General features: G+C 60.5%; 20 protein-coding genes and 1 pseudogene. 14 read left to right on the forward strand and 7 right to left on the reverse strand.

Annotated features, from left to right (window positions below; genetic code table 11):
* Window positions 1-18 precede the first annotated feature (18 nt).
* Window positions 19-1,536, forward strand: a complete 1,518-nt coding sequence (istA, locus tag AWB74_RS37840) for an IS21 family transposase (RefSeq protein ID WP_061151726.1) — start codon at window positions 19-21, stop codon at window positions 1,534-1,536.
* Window positions 1,520-2,335, forward strand: a complete 816-nt coding sequence (istB, locus tag AWB74_RS37845; RefSeq protein ID WP_407642522.1) for an IS21-like element helper ATPase IstB — start codon at window positions 1,520-1,522, stop codon at window positions 2,333-2,335. The genes istA and istB overlap by 17 nt, the downstream gene beginning before the upstream one ends.
* Window positions 2,336-2,405: 70 nt before the next feature.
* Here istB and AWB74_RS37850 read toward each other — a convergent pair.
* The 3 genes and pseudogenes from AWB74_RS37850 to AWB74_RS37860 all read right to left on the reverse strand — a co-directional run.
* Window positions 2,406-2,726: pseudogene (locus AWB74_RS37850) on the reverse strand (bactofilin family protein); the annotation flags it as partial.
* A gap of 11 nt (window positions 2,727-2,737) precedes the next feature.
* The gene (locus AWB74_RS37855; RefSeq protein WP_143749405.1) at window positions 2,738-3,589 is read right to left on the reverse strand and encodes a hypothetical protein; all 852 of its coding nucleotides are present in this window, start codon (window positions 3,587-3,589) and stop codon (window positions 2,738-2,740) included.
* 88 nt (window positions 3,590-3,677) lie between these two features.
* Window positions 3,678-4,274, reverse strand: a complete 597-nt coding sequence (locus tag AWB74_RS37860; RefSeq protein WP_061151727.1) for a hypothetical protein — start codon at window positions 4,272-4,274, stop codon at window positions 3,678-3,680.
* A gap of 681 nt (window positions 4,275-4,955) precedes the next feature.
* Between AWB74_RS37860 and AWB74_RS37865 the strand changes: the two genes are divergently transcribed.
* From AWB74_RS37865 to AWB74_RS37915, 11 genes are all read left to right on the forward strand, one after another.
* Window positions 4,956-5,222 (forward strand): DUF7696 family protein, encoded by a 267-nt coding sequence (locus tag AWB74_RS37865; protein WP_061151728.1) that lies wholly within the window; start codon window positions 4,956-4,958, stop codon window positions 5,220-5,222.
* Window positions 5,219-6,547, forward strand: coding sequence for a recombination directionality factor (locus AWB74_RS37870; RefSeq protein ID WP_061151711.1), 1,329 nt, complete (start codon window positions 5,219-5,221; stop codon window positions 6,545-6,547). The genes AWB74_RS37865 and AWB74_RS37870 overlap by 4 nt, the downstream gene beginning before the upstream one ends.
* A gap of 186 nt (window positions 6,548-6,733) precedes the next feature.
* On the forward strand, window positions 6,734-7,216 hold the full coding sequence (locus tag AWB74_RS37875; protein ID WP_061151712.1) for an NADAR family protein: 483 nt from the start codon (window positions 6,734-6,736) through the stop codon (window positions 7,214-7,216).
* Window positions 7,217-7,297: 81 nt separating this feature from the next.
* Entirely contained in the window at window positions 7,298-8,692 is a 1,395-nt protein-coding gene (locus AWB74_RS37880) for a metallophosphoesterase family protein (protein ID WP_061151713.1), read from the forward strand.
* Window positions 8,693-8,930: 238 nt separating this feature from the next.
* On the forward strand, window positions 8,931-9,470 hold the full coding sequence (locus AWB74_RS37885; protein ID WP_061151714.1) for a hypothetical protein: 540 nt from the start codon (window positions 8,931-8,933) through the stop codon (window positions 9,468-9,470).
* Entirely contained in the window at window positions 9,458-11,779 is a 2,322-nt protein-coding gene (locus AWB74_RS37890) for a nuclease SbcCD subunit C (protein ID WP_061151715.1), read from the forward strand. Before AWB74_RS37885 ends, AWB74_RS37890 begins: the two co-directional genes overlap by 13 nt.
* An 89-nt stretch (window positions 11,780-11,868) precedes the next feature.
* On the forward strand, window positions 11,869-12,048 hold the full coding sequence (locus tag AWB74_RS37895; RefSeq protein WP_061151716.1) for a hypothetical protein: 180 nt from the start codon (window positions 11,869-11,871) through the stop codon (window positions 12,046-12,048).
* A gap of 40 nt (window positions 12,049-12,088) precedes the next feature.
* Window positions 12,089-12,475 (forward strand): hypothetical protein, encoded by a 387-nt coding sequence (locus tag AWB74_RS37900; RefSeq protein WP_061151717.1) that lies wholly within the window; start codon window positions 12,089-12,091, stop codon window positions 12,473-12,475.
* Window positions 12,476-12,566: 91 nt separating this feature from the next.
* Window positions 12,567-12,752 (forward strand): hypothetical protein, encoded by a 186-nt coding sequence (locus tag AWB74_RS37905; RefSeq protein ID WP_061151718.1) that lies wholly within the window; start codon window positions 12,567-12,569, stop codon window positions 12,750-12,752.
* Window positions 12,749-13,564 carry a hypothetical protein gene (locus tag AWB74_RS37910; RefSeq protein WP_061151719.1) on the forward strand — a complete coding sequence of 272 codons (816 nt, stop codon included), beginning with the start codon at window positions 12,749-12,751 and terminating at the stop codon, window positions 13,562-13,564. The genes AWB74_RS37905 and AWB74_RS37910 overlap by 4 nt, the downstream gene beginning before the upstream one ends.
* Before the next feature lie 61 nt (window positions 13,565-13,625).
* Window positions 13,626-15,449 carry a phosphoadenosine phosphosulfate reductase domain-containing protein gene (locus AWB74_RS37915; protein ID WP_061151720.1) on the forward strand — a complete coding sequence of 608 codons (1,824 nt, stop codon included), beginning with the start codon at window positions 13,626-13,628 and terminating at the stop codon, window positions 15,447-15,449.
* Between the two features lie 12 nt (window positions 15,450-15,461).
* Here the strand turns inward: AWB74_RS37915 and AWB74_RS37920 are convergent, their stop codons facing one another.
* Together AWB74_RS37920 and AWB74_RS37925 are read right to left on the reverse strand one after the other, a co-directional pair.
* Window positions 15,462-15,716: a hypothetical protein gene (locus tag AWB74_RS37920; RefSeq protein WP_061151721.1), complete on the reverse strand. Its 255-nt coding sequence runs from the start codon at window positions 15,714-15,716 to the stop codon at window positions 15,462-15,464.
* A gap of 127 nt (window positions 15,717-15,843) precedes the next feature.
* Window positions 15,844-16,602, reverse strand: a complete 759-nt coding sequence (locus AWB74_RS37925) for a hypothetical protein (RefSeq protein ID WP_143749406.1) — start codon at window positions 16,600-16,602, stop codon at window positions 15,844-15,846.
* Between the two features lie 287 nt (window positions 16,603-16,889).
* Between AWB74_RS37925 and AWB74_RS45960 the strand changes: the two genes are divergently transcribed.
* Window positions 16,890-17,165 carry a hypothetical protein gene (locus AWB74_RS45960; protein ID WP_143749407.1) on the forward strand — a complete coding sequence of 92 codons (276 nt, stop codon included), beginning with the start codon at window positions 16,890-16,892 and terminating at the stop codon, window positions 17,163-17,165.
* On the opposite strand, the gene AWB74_RS37930 is transcribed toward AWB74_RS45960, so the two are convergent.
* Window positions 17,151-18,578: a sensor domain-containing diguanylate cyclase gene (locus AWB74_RS37930; RefSeq protein ID WP_235024831.1), complete on the reverse strand. Its 1,428-nt coding sequence runs from the start codon at window positions 18,576-18,578 to the stop codon at window positions 17,151-17,153. The genes AWB74_RS45960 and AWB74_RS37930 overlap by 15 nt on opposite strands.
* Before the next feature lie 347 nt (window positions 18,579-18,925).
* Window positions 18,926-19,650, reverse strand: a 725-nt coding sequence (locus AWB74_RS37935; protein ID WP_235024832.1) for an IS4 family transposase, incomplete at its 5' end; no start/stop codon positions are given.

Here is a 19,650-nt window from a genome sequence, read left to right on the forward strand (position 1 = left end):
GAGAACGGAGTGATAACCGTGAGCATGTTGGCCAAAATTCGGCGGATGCATTTCCGCGACGGCGTCCCGCTTCGGGACATCGCGAGACAGACGGGGCTCTCGAGAAACACGATTCGACGTTGGCTGCGCGAGCCCACGACGGGCGAGCCCAAGTATTCCAAACGCGTGAACGACAGCGTTATTGACCCTTGGTCTGAGCAATTGCGGTTGTGGCTGGTCGCCGACACAAAGCGTCCTAGGCGTGAGCGTCGTTCCGCAACTCAGATGTATGAGGATTTGCGCGCGTCCGGTTACGACGGTAGCTACGACCGCGTCTCAGCGTTTGTGCGTAACTGGAAGAAGGAACGCGATGGCGGCGCACAGCGCGGCGCTTTCGTGCCGCTCGCGTTCGAATACGGCGAAGCGTTCCAGTTCGACTGGAGTTGCGAGTATGTCTTTATCGGAGGGCTGAGGCGACGGATAGAAGTCGCCCACATGAAGCTCGCCGCGAGTCGTGCCTTCTGGCTGGTGGCCTATCCGACGCAAAGTCACGAGATGTTGTTCGACGCGCACGCGCGAGCGTTCGTCGCTTTAGGCGGCGTCCCTCGGCGCGGTATCTACGACAACATGAAGACCGCCGTCGACAAGGTTGGGCCGGGCAAAGAGAGAGCTATCAATGCGCGCTTCCACGCGATGTGCGGCCACTATCTCTTCGAGCCTGATTTCTGCAACCGAGCGGCCGGCTGGGAGAAAGGCATCGTCGAGAAGAACGTTCAGGACCGGCGTCGACAGATTTGGCACGACGCAATCAATATTCGATGGGAGTCGCTCGAGGTCCTCAACATATGGTTGGCGGAGCGATGCCAGCAGGCGTGGAAGCAGCTGAGACATCCACAATGGCCGGAACTGAGCGTCGAAGATGCCTTGGCCGACGAACGCCCACGGCTGATGCAGGTTCCGAAACCCTTCGACGGCTACGTTGAGAAGCCGGTGCGCGTCTCGCCGACGAGTTTGGTGCATCTCGACCGGAACCGTTACAGCGTGCCGACGGAGTATGCGCACCAAATCGTCAGCCTTCGGAGCTATCCGACCTACATCAGCCTCGTGGCGGATGGCGCCGAGATTGCGCGCCATCCACGCAGTTTCGACCGTTATCAAACCTTCTACGACTGGCGGCACTACATCAATCTGGTTGAGCGTAAGCCCGGTTCCTTGCGAAACGGGGCCCCGTTCTTGACGATGCCCGAACCAATGCTTCGTCTGCAGAGACACTTGTTGAAGCAGACCGGTGGCGACCGCGTGATGGTCCAGGTTCTCGCTGCGACTCCCGTTCATGGATTGGAAGCCGTGCTGGTCGCCGTGGAACTGGCGCTTGAGTCCGGACGCCCGAGCGGTGACCATGTCCTCAACATCCTTGCTCGACTAAAAAGTCCGTCGCAGCGTCCGGGTGACGTGGTGAGAACAGCAATCACGCTTAAGGTCGAACCGCTTGCAGACGTTCGCCGTTACGAGCGGCTGCGAGTTACGCGTAATGAGGAGGATGGTCATGTCGAATGAAACAGCCGCACTTCTCAAATCGTTGAAGCTTCACGGAATGGCGCAGGCATGGCCCGAACTGGTAGCGCAGGCGCGACACAACGACTTCGACCCGGAGCAATTCATGCAGATGCTGCTGAAGGCGGAGACTGCTGAGCGGCAGGTCCGGTCAATCAACTACCAAATGGCCGCAGCACGTTTCCCTGCCCATCGTGACATCGCCGGATTTGACTTCGGGCAGGCGAACGTCGATGAAGCTCTCGTGCGGGAACTTCATACCGTTCGATTCTGCGAAGCCGCGCAGAACATTGTGTTCATCGGTGGCCCGGGCACAGGAAAGACGCATCTTGCGACGTCCATCGGCATAGAAGCGATACAGCATCATGGCAAGCGAGTTCGATTCTTTACCACCGTTGAGCTCGTGAACCAGCTCGAAGCCGAGAAGGCCGCCGGCAAACCGGGACAGCTGGCGAATCGCCTGATGTACGTCGACGCCATCGTTCTTGACGAGCTGGGCTATCTCCCATTCACTCAAACGGGCGGCGCACTGCTGTTTCATCTCTTCTCAAAACTATACGAGCGTACGAGCATTCTCGTTACGACCAACCTAAGCTTCACCGAGTGGTCGAACGTGTTCGGCGACGCGAAGATGACGACTGCGCTGCTTGACCGACTGACGCACCACTGCCATATCGTCGAAACAGGCAACGATTCTTGGCGCTTCAAAAACAGCACGGCGGGGCAGCCCGCTTCGCGGGCTGCAACCCGGAAAAGCTCACCCAAACGACAAAAAGAGGAGGAAATAGACGCACCAGAATGATGTTTCTGCACATCAGGGGTGGGTCAATTTTAGATGCAAAAAGTGGGTCAGTTTCCGGTGCAAATCAACAGACGCGCTTAAGCGTGCCGTTGAGCGACGCACGCGGACCGAGGCGGATCGTGCCGCAGTAGAAGATGTCACCCGAGACTTGGCCGTTGATTTCCAGCGAGCCACGCGCGTGCACATCGCCGTCAACGCGCCCGTCAATGCGAACGTGCTCGCCCTGTGCGCTGCCCTTAACGAGGCCGCCTTCGCCGATGTGCAGCAGACCCTGCGTGGAGATGATGCCGCCGTCGAGCAGGCCGAAAGACGAAATGCCGTGATCCACGACCATGTCGCCGGTGATGGCGCAGCCGCGCGCGATTAGCGTGATGTTGAGTTCGGTTTTCATGGTGTCGATTCCTAGAACATTTGCACTTCGTTCGACCCGCCGCGGGTCGCGGGTGCTGCTTTCTTATTCGATGCGGCTGCGCCGTCGGACTCCGTGGGCTGCTCGTCGCGCGCGCGCTTTGCGTGGTGGCGGTAGCTGTGCGAGTGCGATGGCGTGGACGTCTCTGTCGTCGCGCCGTCTGTGGCTTGCGTCGTCGCGGCGGGCGTTGCCGTCGTGGCCGACGTCGTCGGTTGCTGCGCTGCGCTTTGCGCTGCCGGTGCGGCCGCCTTCGTCGCGGGGGAGTTGGCTGTAGGCCGCTGTGTCGCGTCCGCGTCACGACGGGCTTGATGGATCGGCGACGCCGCCGCTCGCTGCTCCTCCGTCGAAACCGGGGCCGACTTGGCTGGGGTAGCGCCAACGGCGGGAGCGTTGCTTCCAAGCGAATTTCTAAACTGGTCAGCCGTCAAGCCAACCCCCGACGGAGCGAGGTCCTTCGCGGTGAGCATCGGTGCCACGGCAACCGGATGAGGCGGTTCCGCGTCGATCGGACGCGTCGATGGTGCACTTGGCTGCTCGGTTCCCACGAGCTTGCCTGCACCCGAATCCGAGCGAGCGGAGCTGTGGGCCGACGGTGCGCCGAACGACTTGTAGAGGGAAGCGGCTCCCATTCCTGCCATACCGACCACAGCGGCGATAGCCACCGCAACGAGCGTTTGGCGGGCGGTGGGCGCCGCCTTCGGCAGGCGTACCCTCATAGAAGGCGCCTTGTCCTGAGACGCCAGGTCTGCCGGCGCCGGAAGCGCAGCAATCTGCCGCGGCAGATCGATGGTCATTGAGTCAGGTGCGAACTGTGCGTGCAGTCGCTGAATATCGCGTAGGTCCATGTGAGGTCCTCTCGTCGTTGCATTAGGTCGAGCGTAACCAGCGCTGCCGCTAGTCAAGACAGAAGCGCATGCGCGCGCTCAAGACGGTTTAGTGGGCTTGACCAGGGTCGGGAAGCAACACACCTTCGGGGGCAAAGCGATCGTTGTCGAAAATGCAGAGATAGGCGATCTTGCGAATCCGCGTCTGAGCGGCATCGAGGGTGCTCTGGCGAGCTTCCGAGCCCAACGATCGAGCGATCAGTGCGCCCATCGTCAGTAAGAAGAGCTGGTCATAGATAGTGAGCAGGCGTACCAATCGTCCTGACATGGCGTGCTTGATTTCGAGCGTCACTATCTCCGGATACGTCGCAGTCTGCCTCTTGGGCAGTTCATTGGCCCAAGCCATTGCTTTGCGGAACCAGCCTTCGGCCACTCGAAATTCGGACTCGATAGCGATGAGCTTGCCGCCGCGAGCGACCGTCATCTTCGCTGCTGCAAAGTTGAAGTCGCCCCGCAAAAACTCCCGTGCGAATCCGGAGTGGTACGGCAGTTCAGTCTTGGCCAGCGTATCCGCATGGATTCGCGCGAGCCGACTGTCGTTGGTGAGGCGGTCGAGCCGCCGAAGACCGCTCTCGCCAGTCGGCGCGACCGGAGGTGAGCTTGGTCTTAATCCGTCTTCAGGTGCTTCCATGTCGGTACCAGCCATGATCGGTTTCGGTATGTCAGTGTTCTCTCGCACATAAGATTTTCATTGTTTAGGCAAGAGTCAAGACGGCGAAAGCTAGGTCAAATTCGTGAGCTTTCACCCGCACGCTCGCGTCGATAACCCGGATACTCAACTCCATTCCCCGCGTCACCGACGCATCGACCTCGACTCCAAGCCCGGAGTCCATCTTTTTTCTGCAAGTCGTGCCCGCCTCGCGCGTTGGCATGCTCCGACCGGATAGCTACCGGTGTGGAAATCTTCTTGTGCTGAGTGTGCTCGCTACACACTCCCCAATTTCAGCCGTGATACTCGTACCTGAGCCGCATTCATTTGCGCCGGTCATCGTTCGAACCCGGGTTTTCGGGTGTTCTCTCTCCAGAGCCTGATCTGGGTAGAACGATCGAAGTTGGCTGATCCGTGATTCCTGCGGCGGAAATAATTCCGAAAAGGGCTGTTGCGCGGCGTGACCATGCTGCGCGAGAACGACTTTACGTTCTCTGACCGAGCGCCACCGGCTTATGCCGGCCGCTCCCTGCTCGCCACGTCCCCGGAAGGGACGTGGCGCGTAGGTCTCTCTATCGATTTCACAAAGCTCGCTCCCTCACGGGAGCGGGCTTTTTTTTCGTCCTTGCGTCCTGCAAAGGACTTATCGGACCTTTCTCGAAGGAGGTGCTGTTCATGCTGTTGCCCGACCGCCTCAATCAACGTATCGCCGAGGCCATCACGCATCAAATCAATACCGAGCGCGAGCAGGCGGACACCACGTCCCCCGTTTGGCGTGAGCGGTGCGAAGTCGCTCGAGTCGCGATGTTCAGCGACGCAGAGCGCTATGTCTTCATTTCCCATGTCAGCGAACGTCGCGGTAGTGCGGCAGCCCGAGAGATGCAATCTCAGGCTGAAACGCTGCGAACCAACGCCATCTTCTTTCTCGCAAGGAAACCATCATGAATGCAGTAGTTCAGATGTTCGATCACGCGCCGCGCAGTCTCGTTGAAGAACGAGCAGTTCGCCCGCCCACGATCGGCAAGATCCGCCCCGGTATCAAGGTGCTCACGCGGGCGCATCAGGGCAATGAAAAAGCGGTCAAGCTCTACAACGACATGGTCGCTGCGGGCGAGTCATTCGAAGCGATCGGCAAGCTGCTCGAAACGTCGCTGAAGCTGCGCAACGCGCTCGTTCCGCGAAACGTCGACTATTTCGTCTGCAGACGCTCGGATTTCTCGAATCCAGACACGGCTGACGAGATCCTGAGACTGTATGGCGAGGATCGTGGTCACGGGTTGCGGCTATACCGCTTCCCGATCATGTTCGCGTTCGACGACTGGCTGCGCAATGTGCCGAATCAGATGGCCGCGTACACGACAACCGGGCGACAGTACTTCTCGGAGTATGACCGCGACGGCAAACGCTATTGCAAGACGTACGCGCCGGTCGAGCGTAACGCACGCGCACAGCGGGCGCGACGATCCTTCGGTGGGCGATTGGTCGTTCACAGGCAAGACGACGACATTCCCGATGGCGTCTGTGGTCCTCACGTCTGTCCGCAGTATCAGGACCGCAAGTGCAACCTGACCGCAAACTTCCTGTTCGCTGTTCCGGATGTGAAGGGACTTGGGCTGATCGAGCTGCCGACCAACTCCATCTACGTGCTGCAGAAAGCGTATTCTGCGATGCAGACCGTGGCATTGGCGCGTGGCAGGCTCACCGGCACGCGCTTCTGGCTCTCGAAGAAAGAGTTCGACATCACGCGGATTGACGACAACGGCCAGGCCGTGCGTCAGAAGCAGATGCTTACGGTGCTCGATGCCGACATCGACCTAGGCGCGCTGCTGGACGGCGCGGACGAGGCTCAACCGGCGCTCGATGCCGCCAGTCGTGCGGTGGTGCTGCTGGAGTCAGACGGGACGGCACAGTCGATTGGCGATCCGCTTCTTCAAGCTGAGCAGGGGCAATCTGAGGCCGAACGGGCAGGCGATGGCGAGCCATCGGGCATCGAGGGCGCAGCTGGTCATGACGACGACTCGTCCGACCCCGACGAGACGCTGGAGGACAAGCGTCACCGCATGTCGGACCTGCTGCATCGTCTGGGCCTAAGTCAGCCGGAGCGACAGAACGGCTTTCGCAAATACGCTCATCAGACGTACGGCCGCGGCTGGATCGAACGCGTCGCTGATGTAGATGCGATGAATGGGCGTCTCAAAAGCGCGCTCGACGATCCCGCCTCGCTCGACGTCGAGATCCAGGATGCTGTTGCACAAGCTGCTTACGTCTAACCTTGGCCAGTCCCCACTGGGGGCTGGCGTCCTTTCCTTAGGGGCTGGCATCCTTTCTTCTACGCTCGCGCATGAGAGCATTTTAGCAAGAACCGCTTGCTCAAATGTTTTCGACCGCGCTGCACTTGCGCATCGAATTCGTCCGCTTCGGCGGCCCATCTACCTGTTCACGCGAAGGAGCTTCTGATGCGTAGAGTCGGCAACTTCACGCTGTTCTTCGGCGCGGAGGACGCTTTTAGCAACTGGCATCCGTGCCGCTTTTCGTATCACGACGTCGCTTTCGTCAGTGTTGAGCAGTTCATGATGTTCTCCAAAGCCAAGCTGTTTGGCGACGAGGACATCGCTCAAGCTGTGTTGGCCGCCCACCTGCCGAAAGAGCAAAAAGCGCTTGGCCGTAAGGTCAGGGGCTTCGACCTCGATACGTGGAAGGCGAAGCGCGAGTCGATCGTGTACGTCGGATGCCGCGAGAAGTTCGCGCAGCATCCGGGTCTGCGAACGCTGTTGCTTGCGACGGCGCCGACTGAGCTTGTCGAAGCAAGTCCTTACGACACGATATGGGGCGTGGGTCTGGGTGAGCATCATCCAGACATCACGGACAAATCGAAGTGGCGCGGTCAGAACCTTCTGGGCAAGGCGCTGATGAAAGTCCGCGACACGCTGTCAACGTAATCCCTCTCTTAGCGCGCCCTAGGGGTGCATCGGCAAATACTGGCTACCTTCGGGTGGCCTTTCTCATTTATAGGAGGCGATTTGAAAATCGCACATTTTTCTGACCTGCACTACGCGCCGGGCAACATCGAAGAGTCGGACCGATGCTTCGGTTTCGGCATCGACCATGCAGTACTGGCGCATGCCGACGTGGCAGTCATCTCGGGTGATGCGACGGACCATCGTCTCGACGCACACGCGCCGTCGCTGAACCGCCTTGCACGCCGCATCAACGGTCTGAGCGGCAGCATGCCGGTCCTGATGCTGCAGGGCACGTTCTCCCATGAGCCGCCCGGCACGCTACGCAATTTCGAACTGATGGCAACGACGCATCAGATTTATGTGGCGGAGCGCGTGCAGCAGGTAAGCCTGCATGAAGGGCGGTTCTATCCATCGAGCGGCCCGGTGTACTCCGACGAGGAGCTACGCGAGGTGCTCGCGATCGGCGCCGATGTCGTGTTCACCTGTCTGCCCACGGTCAACAAGGGGGCGCTGGCGGTCGCTGTTGGTGCCAAGGAAGCCGGGACGGGTCTTGAAGCAGTGCTGGGTGACTATCTGGCCGCAGCCGGGCGCGTCAACCAGCAGCTTCGTGCCGCAGGCATCCGGACTGTCGGGGTTTCACACGGCACGGTCAACGGTTGTACGACCGAGCACGGCGTGACGATGGCAGGGTTCGATCATGAGTTTTCGCTTGGCAGTCTGTTCGAGGCCGAATGCGATGCGTTCATGCTTGGGCACATCCATAAAGCACAGCAGTGGGAGCGAGCGGGGCGCGTTGTGGCGTATCCCGGTTCGATCGGGCGATTCCACTACGGTGAGGAAGGCGACAAGGGCTTTCTCATGTGGAATGTCGAGGTGGGAAGCGCACAAGCTGATCTGGTCGTGACGCCGTCTCGGCAGACGATCTGCGTCGACTTTGACGGACCGCCCGACATGCAACGCCTGACGGCAATCGCGCTCGATGCGTCCGACAAGTTCGTGCGAATTCGTTGGCAGGTCGACGAAGAGCACAAACAGTCAGTGGACCGCGACGCGATCGCGGCGCTATTCGGCAACGCGGCCGAGCTGAAGGTCGAAGCTCGTATTCTTCCCGTCGTCCGGTCACGCGCCCACGGCATCAGCCTCGAAACGTCGATTGACCGAAAGCTCGAGCGTTGGTGCGAGCACGCTGATGTTGATCCGGCGCCCTTGCTTGACCGGCTGCAGTTGTTGGAAACCGGGGACGCGGAGTCGATCGCCGCTGCCGTGCTGGCGCGACTGAGCGACGCTGACGCATTGTCGAGCATGTCCGAGCCTGCGTCGGTAACGGCCCACGTAGCTCCGGATAGCGATGTTGGCGACGACGCACTGCCCATGCCCGATGCGACGGTGGAAATCGTCGAGTCGGCTTCGGCAAGTCAGCTTTCGTGGCTCAACGATGATTTGTTCGCGGCGTAATTAGAGAATGAGGTAGCCGCGCATGCAGAGGAGGCCAGTATGGCTCCTTCGCTTGGACACGCGAGCCGTGTTCCGATAGCCGATTTTGATCGTCGCTATCGAAACAGAGGTTTCACCGCGTCGTTGACGCATCGACTAGTAGTGGCAGGACCTTTCTCTAGCAGTTCATCTTTTCTTTCACCCTGGGGGGAGCGATCCCTACCGGGGCCGCATTCCGCCCACCATAACGGAGTGCATCATGTTTGGTCTTTATCCCGCTGGCCCCAACTGGGTTCGCACCTTTGCTTTGGGCGAATGCTCATCGCGTGATCTTCAAAAGTCGTTGGGCGATTTGGCCGGATTTACCGCTGCGATTCAGCATCAGCCGTTCGGTCAGCACCGCGGCGCGGTACTGGCGCAGTCCGGTCAGACACTGTTGCTGATCGCTACGACGCCCGGCGCCTTTGAAATCGCCGTCACGCCGACCGTTGAAATGCAGCACCTTCTCTGGTCCTACCAGGAAGGCTATGCAAGCCAGTGGTCTACTGCCGAGATCCGTAGCCTCACCGGGTATAGCGGCTGGTCGGAGCTTCTGACGAACGCGCGTCGCGAGTTCAGCAGGGTCTGCGATCAGGTGGCGGCGGCGCTCGATGGGACGCTTCAGGCACCGCACGGTGCCAATGCGTCTGCTGACCTGAACGAGCCGTTTCCCAACGAGGACGACGACGCGTTCTACTCGCAGATGGCAGCGATGTCTGCTTCGATGAGCGTATCGGAGGACTTGTCATGCGGCCTCTGAAACTGACGCTGGAAGGCTTTGTTGGCGTGCGCGATGGCATGAAACGCGACAGCGTGACTCTGGATTTGGAGACGTTGCCAGATGGCCTGATCGCCTTGACCGGCCCTAACGGGGCCGGCAAGACAACGATAATGGACAACTTGCACCCGTATCCGATCATGCCGTCGCGAGCGTCGAAGCTGTCGGTCGACGCTTTCTCCTACTGGGAGCACATCTGTGGCACTAGTGCGTTGAAGGAGCTCGAATGGGAGCACGACGGCATTCGCTATCGCTCGTCCTTCACGTTTCGCAAGCCCGGCAAGACAGGCAAGGCGGAGTACTACCTTGCCTATCGCGGCGTCGACGGTACGTGGCGCCCGGTGTCTTTGCCCGACGGGACCGTGTCGGACGGCAAGGCAGAGTCGTATAACCGCTGTGTCGAGGCGATCAACGGTTCGTTGGAAACGTTTTTCACGAGCGTGTTCTCGGCTCAGAACCGGCGGCCGCTCGCGTCCTATGGTGCGGGTGAGATCAAGACGCTGCTGGCTGAACTCCTTGGCATCGACCACCTAAAGGCATTGTCGGCGAAAGCCGCTGATGTCGCGAAGGTGCTCGGCAAGTCGCTTGAAGGCATCCAGTCTGAGCTTGGTACGCTCGCCGGGAAGCGGCAACGCAAAGCAGACGCTGCGCAGTCGATCGTCGCGCAGGGCAACACCCTGCGTGTCGCTCGGGAGCAACGCGATGCAGCGCTTGAGCATGCGAGCAAGCTGACTCAAGAGCGGGCGACACTCGCGGCCAAGCAAAGCGAATCGGCCACGACAGAGGCGCGCCTGCGAGAGCTGGGCGTGCGCCGCGACGAGTTGGGGCGTGCCCTGAAAAGCGCGGCAGACGACGAGCGGGCAGCAGCCGTTCGTTGCCAGCAGCGCATTTCCGTGCTGAGTCGGACGGTGGCCACCCACCAAGCAACGCTGGCTCGCCGTGAGGCGATCGTCGGTGCGGCGGCGAAGCGCGAGGAAGCCGAGTTGGCGATTGCGCGCGAGGAAGCGAGGTTTGCTCCTTTGCAGCGCGACATTGCCGACTTGGAGGTCAAACGCGCGACGTTGACCACGCTCGATGCGACGCTTACCAGTTTGATGAGCCAAGGCACGACGAAAGCGGCGCACTTCGACACGTTGAACAAGCAGGCTGCGGTGGCGGAGCAAGTGCCGTGCGTCGGTCATTCGATGCATGCGCAATGTTCGCTGCTCGCGCAAGCCTTTCAAGCGAAAGAGCAAGCGGAGGTGCAGCGTGTTTCGGTGGCGAATCTTCGCGCGGAGTATCGCGAGAAGAAAGCGCAGGCCGAAGCCTTGGCGCTCGTGCCGGCTGAGTTGGCGGCGAAGCGTGTCGAGATGCTCGCCATCACCGATGCGGCCTCGCAGTTGCGCCGTGCCTTGCAGGCGGCGGCAGAGCTTGCCGCCACTAAGCCATTGCTGGATGCAGCCGTATCGGGACTTGAAGCGGCGCAAGCTGAGTTGCGTTCGATCGCCGAGGAAAGTGCCGCACGTTCCGCCAAGTACCAGTCTGAGAAGACGCGTATGGAAGCGGAGCTTGCGCGCATTACCGAGGAGGTCGGGCGACTCGCTTCGGTCGACGCTACGGCAGCGATTGCGAAGCTTGACCGCGACATCGCAGCGAACCGGGAGACCGTCGCTGCACTGGATGGACGAATCGAGCAATCGATCCGCGCGCAGAGTGTGTTGCAGGCCGAAGCGGAGGCCCTGGCGCTGGAGTTGGAGAAGTTCTCGGCCACGCAGTCTCGTGCCGATCGCCTCTCCGACGAAATTGCTCATTGGAAGCTGCTGGCTAAGGGCTTGGGCAACGACGGCGTGATCGCGTTGACCATCGATGACGCCGGTCCAGCGCTGACGCACACCGTGAACGAGCTATTGCTCGCGTGCTACGGCATGCGCTTCACGGTGGAGATCCGCACGCAGCGCACGCTCGCAAGCGGTGAACTGCGTGAGGGCTTCGAGATTCTGGTTCACGACGCCGAGTCCGACAGCAGCAAGTCGGTCTCCGTCATGTCCGGCGGTCAGAAGGTCTGGATCAACGAGTGCCTCACGCGGGGCATCGCGCTCTATCTCGCGCAGAACACCGGTCAGCCGTATCAGACCTTGTTCAGCGACGAGTCAGACGGCCCGCTCGATCCCGAGCGCAAAGTGCAGTTCATGCGCATGAAACGCGAAGTGCTGCGCCAGGGCGGGTATCAACGGGAGTTCTTCATCTCACAGACGCCCGACCTTGTGGCGGAGGCCGACGCAGTCATCGACGTACAGGCGCTTGCCGCCTGATCTTCTATTAACCCTTGTGGGGAGTCGCCCCCACAAGGGGCGCTTCTCGTTTCTCTTTCATTTTCTTGCGCCCCTTCGGCGCTTCCACTATGGCAAACCTTTTGATGCTGCTGCTCGCGGCAGCCGGCAGTCCGTCTCATTCGAACGCGGTGCGTCACCAGCCGCCAACGCAGCAAGCCGCACCGGCCACCGCGCAATCTCAACCGCCGCGGCCGCCGGACCTGCGTCGCGCGTCCGCGTTCGATAACGGCCGTCGGCGTCGCATCTGACACCGGCTCATTCTCTTTCACTTCTTGACTGGAGCCTTTCATGGCCTATTCCTGCACCGACTTCGTCGACGATGTACTCAATGACATGGTGATTCGAAACTGGATCAAGCCCGAGCAGTACGGGCCCGACGACCCGCAAGTTCAGTGCGATGCGGTGTTGGGCGCGATCAGCGACGCGGACGTCTCGCTTCGCCTCGCCGCTGACGCGAAGCAGTTCCACGCGGAACTGCTGGATGCCGTCGAAACACTGTCCGGCATCGCCGAACAGTACGGCGCGCTCGCCCTCGCGAATGTCGTCTATCTCCAGACGGCGATATTGAAGGGCGGGGTGATCGAGCTCACGCGCGATGAAGCGGAGAACTTCGCTTTCGTCAGAGACCTGCCTTCGGGCGGTCGCTGGTGGCGAAGCGTCAATTTGATCGAGTAAGCGGCAAAAAAAGCCGTTCAATTTCTTTTCTCAACCCTTGCGGGCAAGCGACCCGCTGGGGTCGCTCCGCATTCTTTGTGTGGAGTGTTCTATGTTTGAAGCGGCCAAGCTGGGGGCATGCCCTCAGCAGTTTCCCAACCTCGAAGCGGCGATTGGCTATATCGCCGGCACCGCGACGCAAGCGGGTGAAGTTCGCCCGTGGGTCCGGAACGTGGAAACGAAAGTCTTCCTGATCATCGGTGGCAGAGTGCAACCCCAAACCGGGGTGCGCCAATGACGCCGCCGTGGCTAGAGCAATACGCCAGTGGCCGGAAGACCGGCTACGCGCAAGCGTTCATGTCGTACGCCGACTATTACGGGGTCGACGGATCTGCTGATGATGACCCGGAAATTGAGGAGCGGATCGCCATGCATCGGCAGCCGCTCGTGGGTTACGCCAGTCGCACAGGCACACGCCGCAACCTGGCCGTACTCAAGGGCGCCGACTGGCGCTTGTTGGTCTCGGCCAAGGGCGAGTTGCGTACCGAGGGCTTCGATCGCTACGCGTTGGATAACGGCGCTTGGACCGCGTACCAGCAAGGTCAGCCCTTCGATGAGCACGCGTTTTCGGTCGCCGTCGAACGGCTGGGCGAGCGGGCCGATTGGCTTGTCCTTCCGGACATCGTCATCGGAGGGATGGCCTCGCTCGACTACTCGCTGAAGTGGCTAGAACGACTTCGCGGTATGCCGTGCCGGATGCTGATCGCCGTTCAGAACGGTATGCAGGTCGAAGACCTCGCCTCGCTTCTGTCGCCTGCTGTCGGCATCTTCATCGGCGGTTCAACGGAGTGGAAAGAGCAGACGGCGCACGTGTGGGGGTCCCTCGCGCGACGGCGTCACTGCTACTTGCACGTCGGTCGCGTGAACTCGGCGCGGCGCATTCGCATCTGCGCGGCCGCCGGTGCGGACAGTTTCGACGGTACCAGTGTGAGCCGGTATGCGAAGACGCTGCCGCGCCTGGACCGCGCGACGCGGCAGGGCGACATGTTTGCGGCTGCGCACGATGGCCTCGAAGAGGCGCAAAGAGCGACGGCTGACCTTTTGATTTAGACCATTAACCCTTTCGGGAGCGCATCCCGAAAGGGTCGCTCCTATTTTTGGAGCGAAAAAGATGGAACAGGAAATTCTCTCGAAGATGGAAGCTGCGATCGGCGTCATGCAGCGCTACGTTGAACTTGGGCATAGCCTCAGCTGCGCCTATTCGGGCGGCAAGGACAGCACGTGTGCGCTGGTGTTGATGGTTGAGGCGATTCGCCGTGCCGGCGGCACGACGATCACCCACCATGTTCAGTCGGCTGACACTACGATCGAGAATCCGACAATTGCAAACTTCTTGCACTCAGTGTTGGACGAGCTGCAGCTGTATGTCGAAGCGTCGGTGTTGCCCGTACAGGTTCATGTGACGACGCCTTCGTTGGCAAGCCAGTTCGTAGTGTCGACGATTGGACGTGGCACGTTGGTACGCACACCTGAGAACGGCGTGCGTGACGGTAGACGGACCAGGGCGTGCGCGGACGAGTGGAAGGTACGGCCGGGAGGTCGGCTTCGAACACTGCTTGAACGCCGGGCGGCAGAAGACGGTGCCCGCGAAGTCATAACGGTGCTCGGTCTGCGCAGGGATGAAAGTACCTCGCGCGCAGTGGCAATGGCCGAACGGCGAGATAGCGCCGAAGTGGCGGTCAGAAGCAGAACCGGGGCGCTCACACTGAGCCCGTTAAGCGAATGGACCTCAGATGATGTTTGGACGATGCTCGCGCTGCTGGCGGATGCTCAAAGCCTGCCGTTTCCATCGCCGTTGATGCCAAGCACGATACACCGCCTGTCCGAGATTTATCGCGCAGGGAACGGTGGAACGTGTGGTGTCGTGGTGGGCGACTCGGGCGCGAGGGCTTCCTGTGGAAGCCGTTTTGGCTGCGCCATATGTTGTGTCAGCGGCGATCGCGACAAGTCGCTTGAGGCCATGATCGAGGATGAGCAGTATGGGCATCTTCGACCGCTGAACGACTTCCGCAACTACCTGCTCGCGATCCAGTGGGACATGTCGCGCCGGGAGTTGGTGGGTCGTTCGCTGAGCGATGCGGGCTACACGCGCATCCAGGCAGACACGTACAGCTACCTCACGCGTGTTGGTCTACTGAAAATGCTCTGCAGTATTGACGCGGCTGAGCGCGACCGCGCGGAAGCGCACTCCGGGGCACTGGCGACTGGCTTAATTCCCGATACGGAAGAAAACCGGCTGCTGTGTGAGCCGCAGTTTGAGTTCGTCACGCCACAGCAGTTGGTGGCGATCGACTTCTTTCTCTCGATGCATCATTACGCGCCGCATGCGTTTCCTGCACTGGCGGTTTGGCACGACGTGAATGTGCTTGGGCGTCGGTATCCGGTTCCGAAGATTGACGGCTTGCCGAAGACCGACATCGTCTTGCACGGCTGGTATCACGTCGGGCAGTACGACCGAGACGCACCGTCAGTCGGGCTGCGCTCGTTCGATGCAGAGCAGTGGAATCCGTACCGGCATCCGGGTCGGCCCGGGCGATATGCGAGGACGACTGGCGGGGAGCAGACCGTCTACTTCGAGGAAGCCTCGCAGTTCGAGGTGGATGCGGAAGCGGCGTGCCTGTTCGTCACATGCACCTACGACACCGCCTTCATGCTGGACGCGCAGCATCGCGACGCAATTGATTCAGCGCATTTCTGGCTGAACGAGGGCATCGTGAAGCTGCCGACCGGCATGGCCCAGCGGTATCAGGAGATGGCCAAACGCGGGCAGTACTTCGCGCGACTCGCTCAGCGTCTGAACCTGACGACGGCAGAACTCGACGCGCATTTGGTCGAGAACGCCGTCGGTGACGACGAGCATCAAGCGTTGTTGGGTTATGACACCACGCAGTTGAGTCTCTTTACAGAAGCGGCGTACCCGCAACCAAGCTTTTGAACACGTCCCAGGCTAAAACCCTGGGACGTTTTTTTTTGCGAGGTCGAAATCGTCGAAGTTGGGCGAGGGTAGTATTTCGCCTGGCTGCACGCCAAGCAGCCGCAGCGCGTGCATCATCGCCGCGCTTTCGCGAGCGAAATCTAAACGAAGAGACTCGCCCTCCATCGTGGCCTCTATGCCGGAAAACACGCTAAACGTGTGGAGCGCGAGATTCAGCGCACGAGCGATTTCGCCGTCGCGCGTCTTTTCAACGAAAATCTGATTCATAGCTGCCCCCGGGGCTCCGCATCCCCTGTAAGAAGCAGGCACCGTGCCGGGCGGGAAGGAACGCCTCACGTGCTTCGTGCTCGCACCGACGCGACGGCGAAACGCCCTAAAAGCGTGGAGGAGGCATTCATTGAAACAAGCTTGTTTCACCTGCGTTGATTGCGGCTTCTGCCAGCCCGTGCATCATCCTCGAGCCGATTATCTCTGGGAGGTCGGGCAATAGCTCCTTTTTAAGCTCGAGGACGGCCTTGGCGGTGTCGCGACCATCGCCTTCCAGAAAGGACCTTTCGAGGTCAAACCACATCAGGGTAACGTCCGTCCACTCGTCGCTTTCATAGCTTTTGCTCGAGGTAACGGCGATGACTCGTCCAAGACAGAAGAGGGCCAGCGCTATCCACCCGGGTTGTCGCAGATCGCCTGTCAGCTTGCAATGCGCACGTGTAATTGCAAGAACGATGGGATCGTCAGGATGCGCGGGCCGATTCTTGTTGAACTGAAGCGCCAGATACGGATCGCTTGACCAAAACTTCGTATGGGCAATGCGGATCATCTGATCGATGAAGTCCACGAATTTCCGGTTTCGGAATGCTTGCTGCATGCCCTCTGCCCAAGCTTGCGGCGCCGCGGCCTTCAATTGTTTGGCCACTCGTGCGGCGCCGAGCGGGGCCTCTCTTAGGGCTTGGGCGAGCTCATCCTCCCCTATGGCGTCCGCAACCTGACCGAACATCGATAATTCGCCCGCTTTCTTCGACATATCCGAAAATCGGGCGATCGATGCGAACGTAGGCAGCACCTGAGGGTGTCGCACCATCTCTCCGGCCAGAGCAAGGCCTTCGCGCGTGCGGTCGTCGAGAGCCGAAGATTTACTGCGGCTAGCTTTTCCCATTGTCGACTCGGAGTTCGCAGTGCACAGACGACCAGCATGCCACATGTAGCTGGGCGACCCGGATGGCGTGTGCATCGCGTTCATCGTCTTCCATGCGCCGTAATCGGATCTGAGGGGCGCAACGAAAGGTTAAAGGCCCAGAACTTTTGAGCGGCGATGGAGCACGCGACTCGCTAACGGGACGCGAGTCGCGAGACTGTACAAATTGCTTAATCCCTGTCGGCCAGTATAAATTACCTTTGAATCCGGTTAATATTTGAGAAACAAGGTGGGTACCGGGAGGCGGTATGGAAGCGGAACGCGAGGTTCTCTACAAGGGTTTTACGCTTTCGCCGATCGCCGTCGATGATGGCGATTTCTATACAGCGATGCTGATTGTTCGAGCGCCCGGTGGAGAAAGGCGAGCGAGCGGTATGCTGGGTCAATTTCCCTGCGCGTTATCGGCGACCCAATACGCGCTTGCTTATGGGATGGCCGACGTTGATCACCGGGAGCCGCCGATTTTGGATTGGCCGGTCAGGATCCGCGTACCACTTGCAGGGCGCCGCTTAAGAGCTTATTGACCGAAACGATGCTGGGTCGCTTCTCGCTTGCGACGCTCCCGTCCGTGGCTCATAAACTTCTGCCGCATCGACGACCCGGTTGCGGCCGCGTTCCTTCGCCCGGTACAGCGCAGCGTCTGCGAGGTTGAGCAGCGCCGGCGCCGAATCCGGCGAGGTGGGGAGCGAGCAGGCAAGACCGATCGATACTGTCACCGGGGCACCGTTTGAGGATGCTGAGCGGATGCCGAGCGTTTCGATCGCGGACCTTAGCGACTGCGCGACACGTAGTCCTGCCGGTGCCTCGCAGGCCGGGAGCACCACGACGAACTCTTCACCGCCGTAGCGCGCCACGTAGTCGCTTTGCCGCCGCAATGTGGTCGAGAGTGTGCTCGCGACCCGGCGCAAGCAGTCGTCGCCGGCAAGATGCCCGAACGTGTCGTTGTATCGCTTGAAATGATCGACGTCGATGAGTAAGACGCAAAGCGGCTGATCGCTGTCGGATGCGAACGAAAAATCGCGCGGGAAACGATCGTCAAAGTAGGCGCGGTTGAAAACCCCCGTCAGGCCGTCGCGCGCCGACGTCTCCACCAGTCTTTTATGCGTCTCGGACAGTCGCCGGTATAGGCCGGTGGTCTCGTAGATCAACATCCCGAGGACCGCACTCGACGAAATCATCGACGCTGCGCGCGCCGCGTACCAGCCCACGCTGTAACGCGCCCCGGCGGACAACGTGAGCGCCACATCGATAAGCGTGCCGAGGAGCGCGACGGCGAGCCACAAGTCCATCAACGAGCGCAGTCGAGTCGTCGATACATGCAATCCGAGCGCTGCGAGGCAAATCGCCTCCACTACGATCCCGGCCGAACTGCTGGACAACTGCGCGTACGAACCGGAGGTTGCGACAAAGGGCGGGAGGTGCGCCTGCCCGGCGGTGGCGAGCGCGCAGAGGCTCAGCGCTAGCGCGACACAGGCAAATGCGACGGCTCTGCCCCGGGCGAGACGGCTCGCAGTGGAGGGAACGGCTCGCGTAAAAAGGGAAGCGGTTATCAGCGCCGGAAAGCCGCCATGCCAGAACACCCAAATCCACACCGCCGTCTGAGGCCCCGCGCCAAGCAGGCCGGTAGGGGAAAAGACGCCCGGAAAGACGAGCAACTGGATGGCGGCAATCACGCTCGTGAACGCATATGCACCGCTAAGTGCAGCGAAAAGCAGCCTGCCCGAGACGGCGAACTGAGTCCACAACAGCAATGCCGTCAGGCCTTCGGTCAGCGTCACCCATGTCGCGAACACTGGCAGGAACGGGGCAATAACCGGCCCAGGACTTTTCGCATATGGCCAGACAAAGACGGCGCCACTCATTGCGAGCAAGGCCACGACCGCCGCCATAACTTGGTGCCGGGGCGTGGTTGGCATGTGGATCAGCGTTGTTTGCATTTGGTGAGCGTGCAAATGCGGCCGGTTGCCGCCGTCGCCCTTGACGATTCTTCGGAAGATTCCGCTTTTACGGCCGTAGCGCTGGCTTCTTGAGAGCGCCGCCAGCGCGATGCGCGCCGGGGTTGGCTTAGCCGTTGCTATTGGCTAGATGGCAGGCAATATTAAAAAGTTCGACGCCATGAAAGTCACGATTGTTTCCTTTCACGCTCCTCCGCCCGGACACCAGGAGGACGTGTGCAGGTTCTGGTTCCAGACGGAGGACGGCTCGAGCCCGCAGAGACGTCACTCAATCTCCCTGCGCACCGCCCGAGTCATTCTGGAAAGTAACCCTCCCGACGACCTTGCAATTACCCACAGTCGTCCTGTGCAAGTTCATAGCCCAGCTGAATGTCAATCAGGCGTCGCATGCCGCGCCACACGACGGTATTGCCTGGCGGCGGGTCGCTGGCACGTGCAAGGTAGCCGCCGAGTTGCGCAAGCTTGATGAGGCTGCGCAGCAGCGGCGGAGCCTGTGCCATGCGAGGCGTGTCTTTAACGACCCGATCGAGGAGTTCGACTTCTCTTTGTGTGACCGCCAACTGGGCGGGCGCATGGGCAGCGCATCGGTTGAGCATCGTCAGCCAGAAGATGCGCCAACTCAGGATACAGAACACCGAGATAAGATTGGCTAAGCGATCGGCGGTACGCAGCTTCGATTCTTCAGCCTTGCATCCCGACTTCAGAATCTTATGGAAGGTCTCTATTTTCCAACGCATCGCGTACCAGTCGAGCTTTTCGATAGCGTCAGCACGAGATTTTACTGGCAGATCAGTGATCAACTTCCACTCGATCGGAGGCCGACCGGCGGGTGCGGCCGTCTCCAGAGCATGAATGACGGTCAGACGTAGGTCGGGATAGCGACGCTGCTTGTAGAGAGGTGGTAGCACGGTAATGCGGCGATACCTGATCTCAAGAAAGGCTTCGTCGGGACGGCCTTTCGAATCGCGGAGCTCAACCCCTGGCGGGCACCCAAACTCCCCCAGGGATGGGCACTTCAATTTCCCCCACCCGATGACCACCGGCTGAACTGCTG

The organism is Caballeronia arvi (genome assembly GCF_001544695.2).
GTDB lineage: Bacteria > Pseudomonadota > Gammaproteobacteria > Burkholderiales > Burkholderiaceae > Caballeronia > Caballeronia arvi.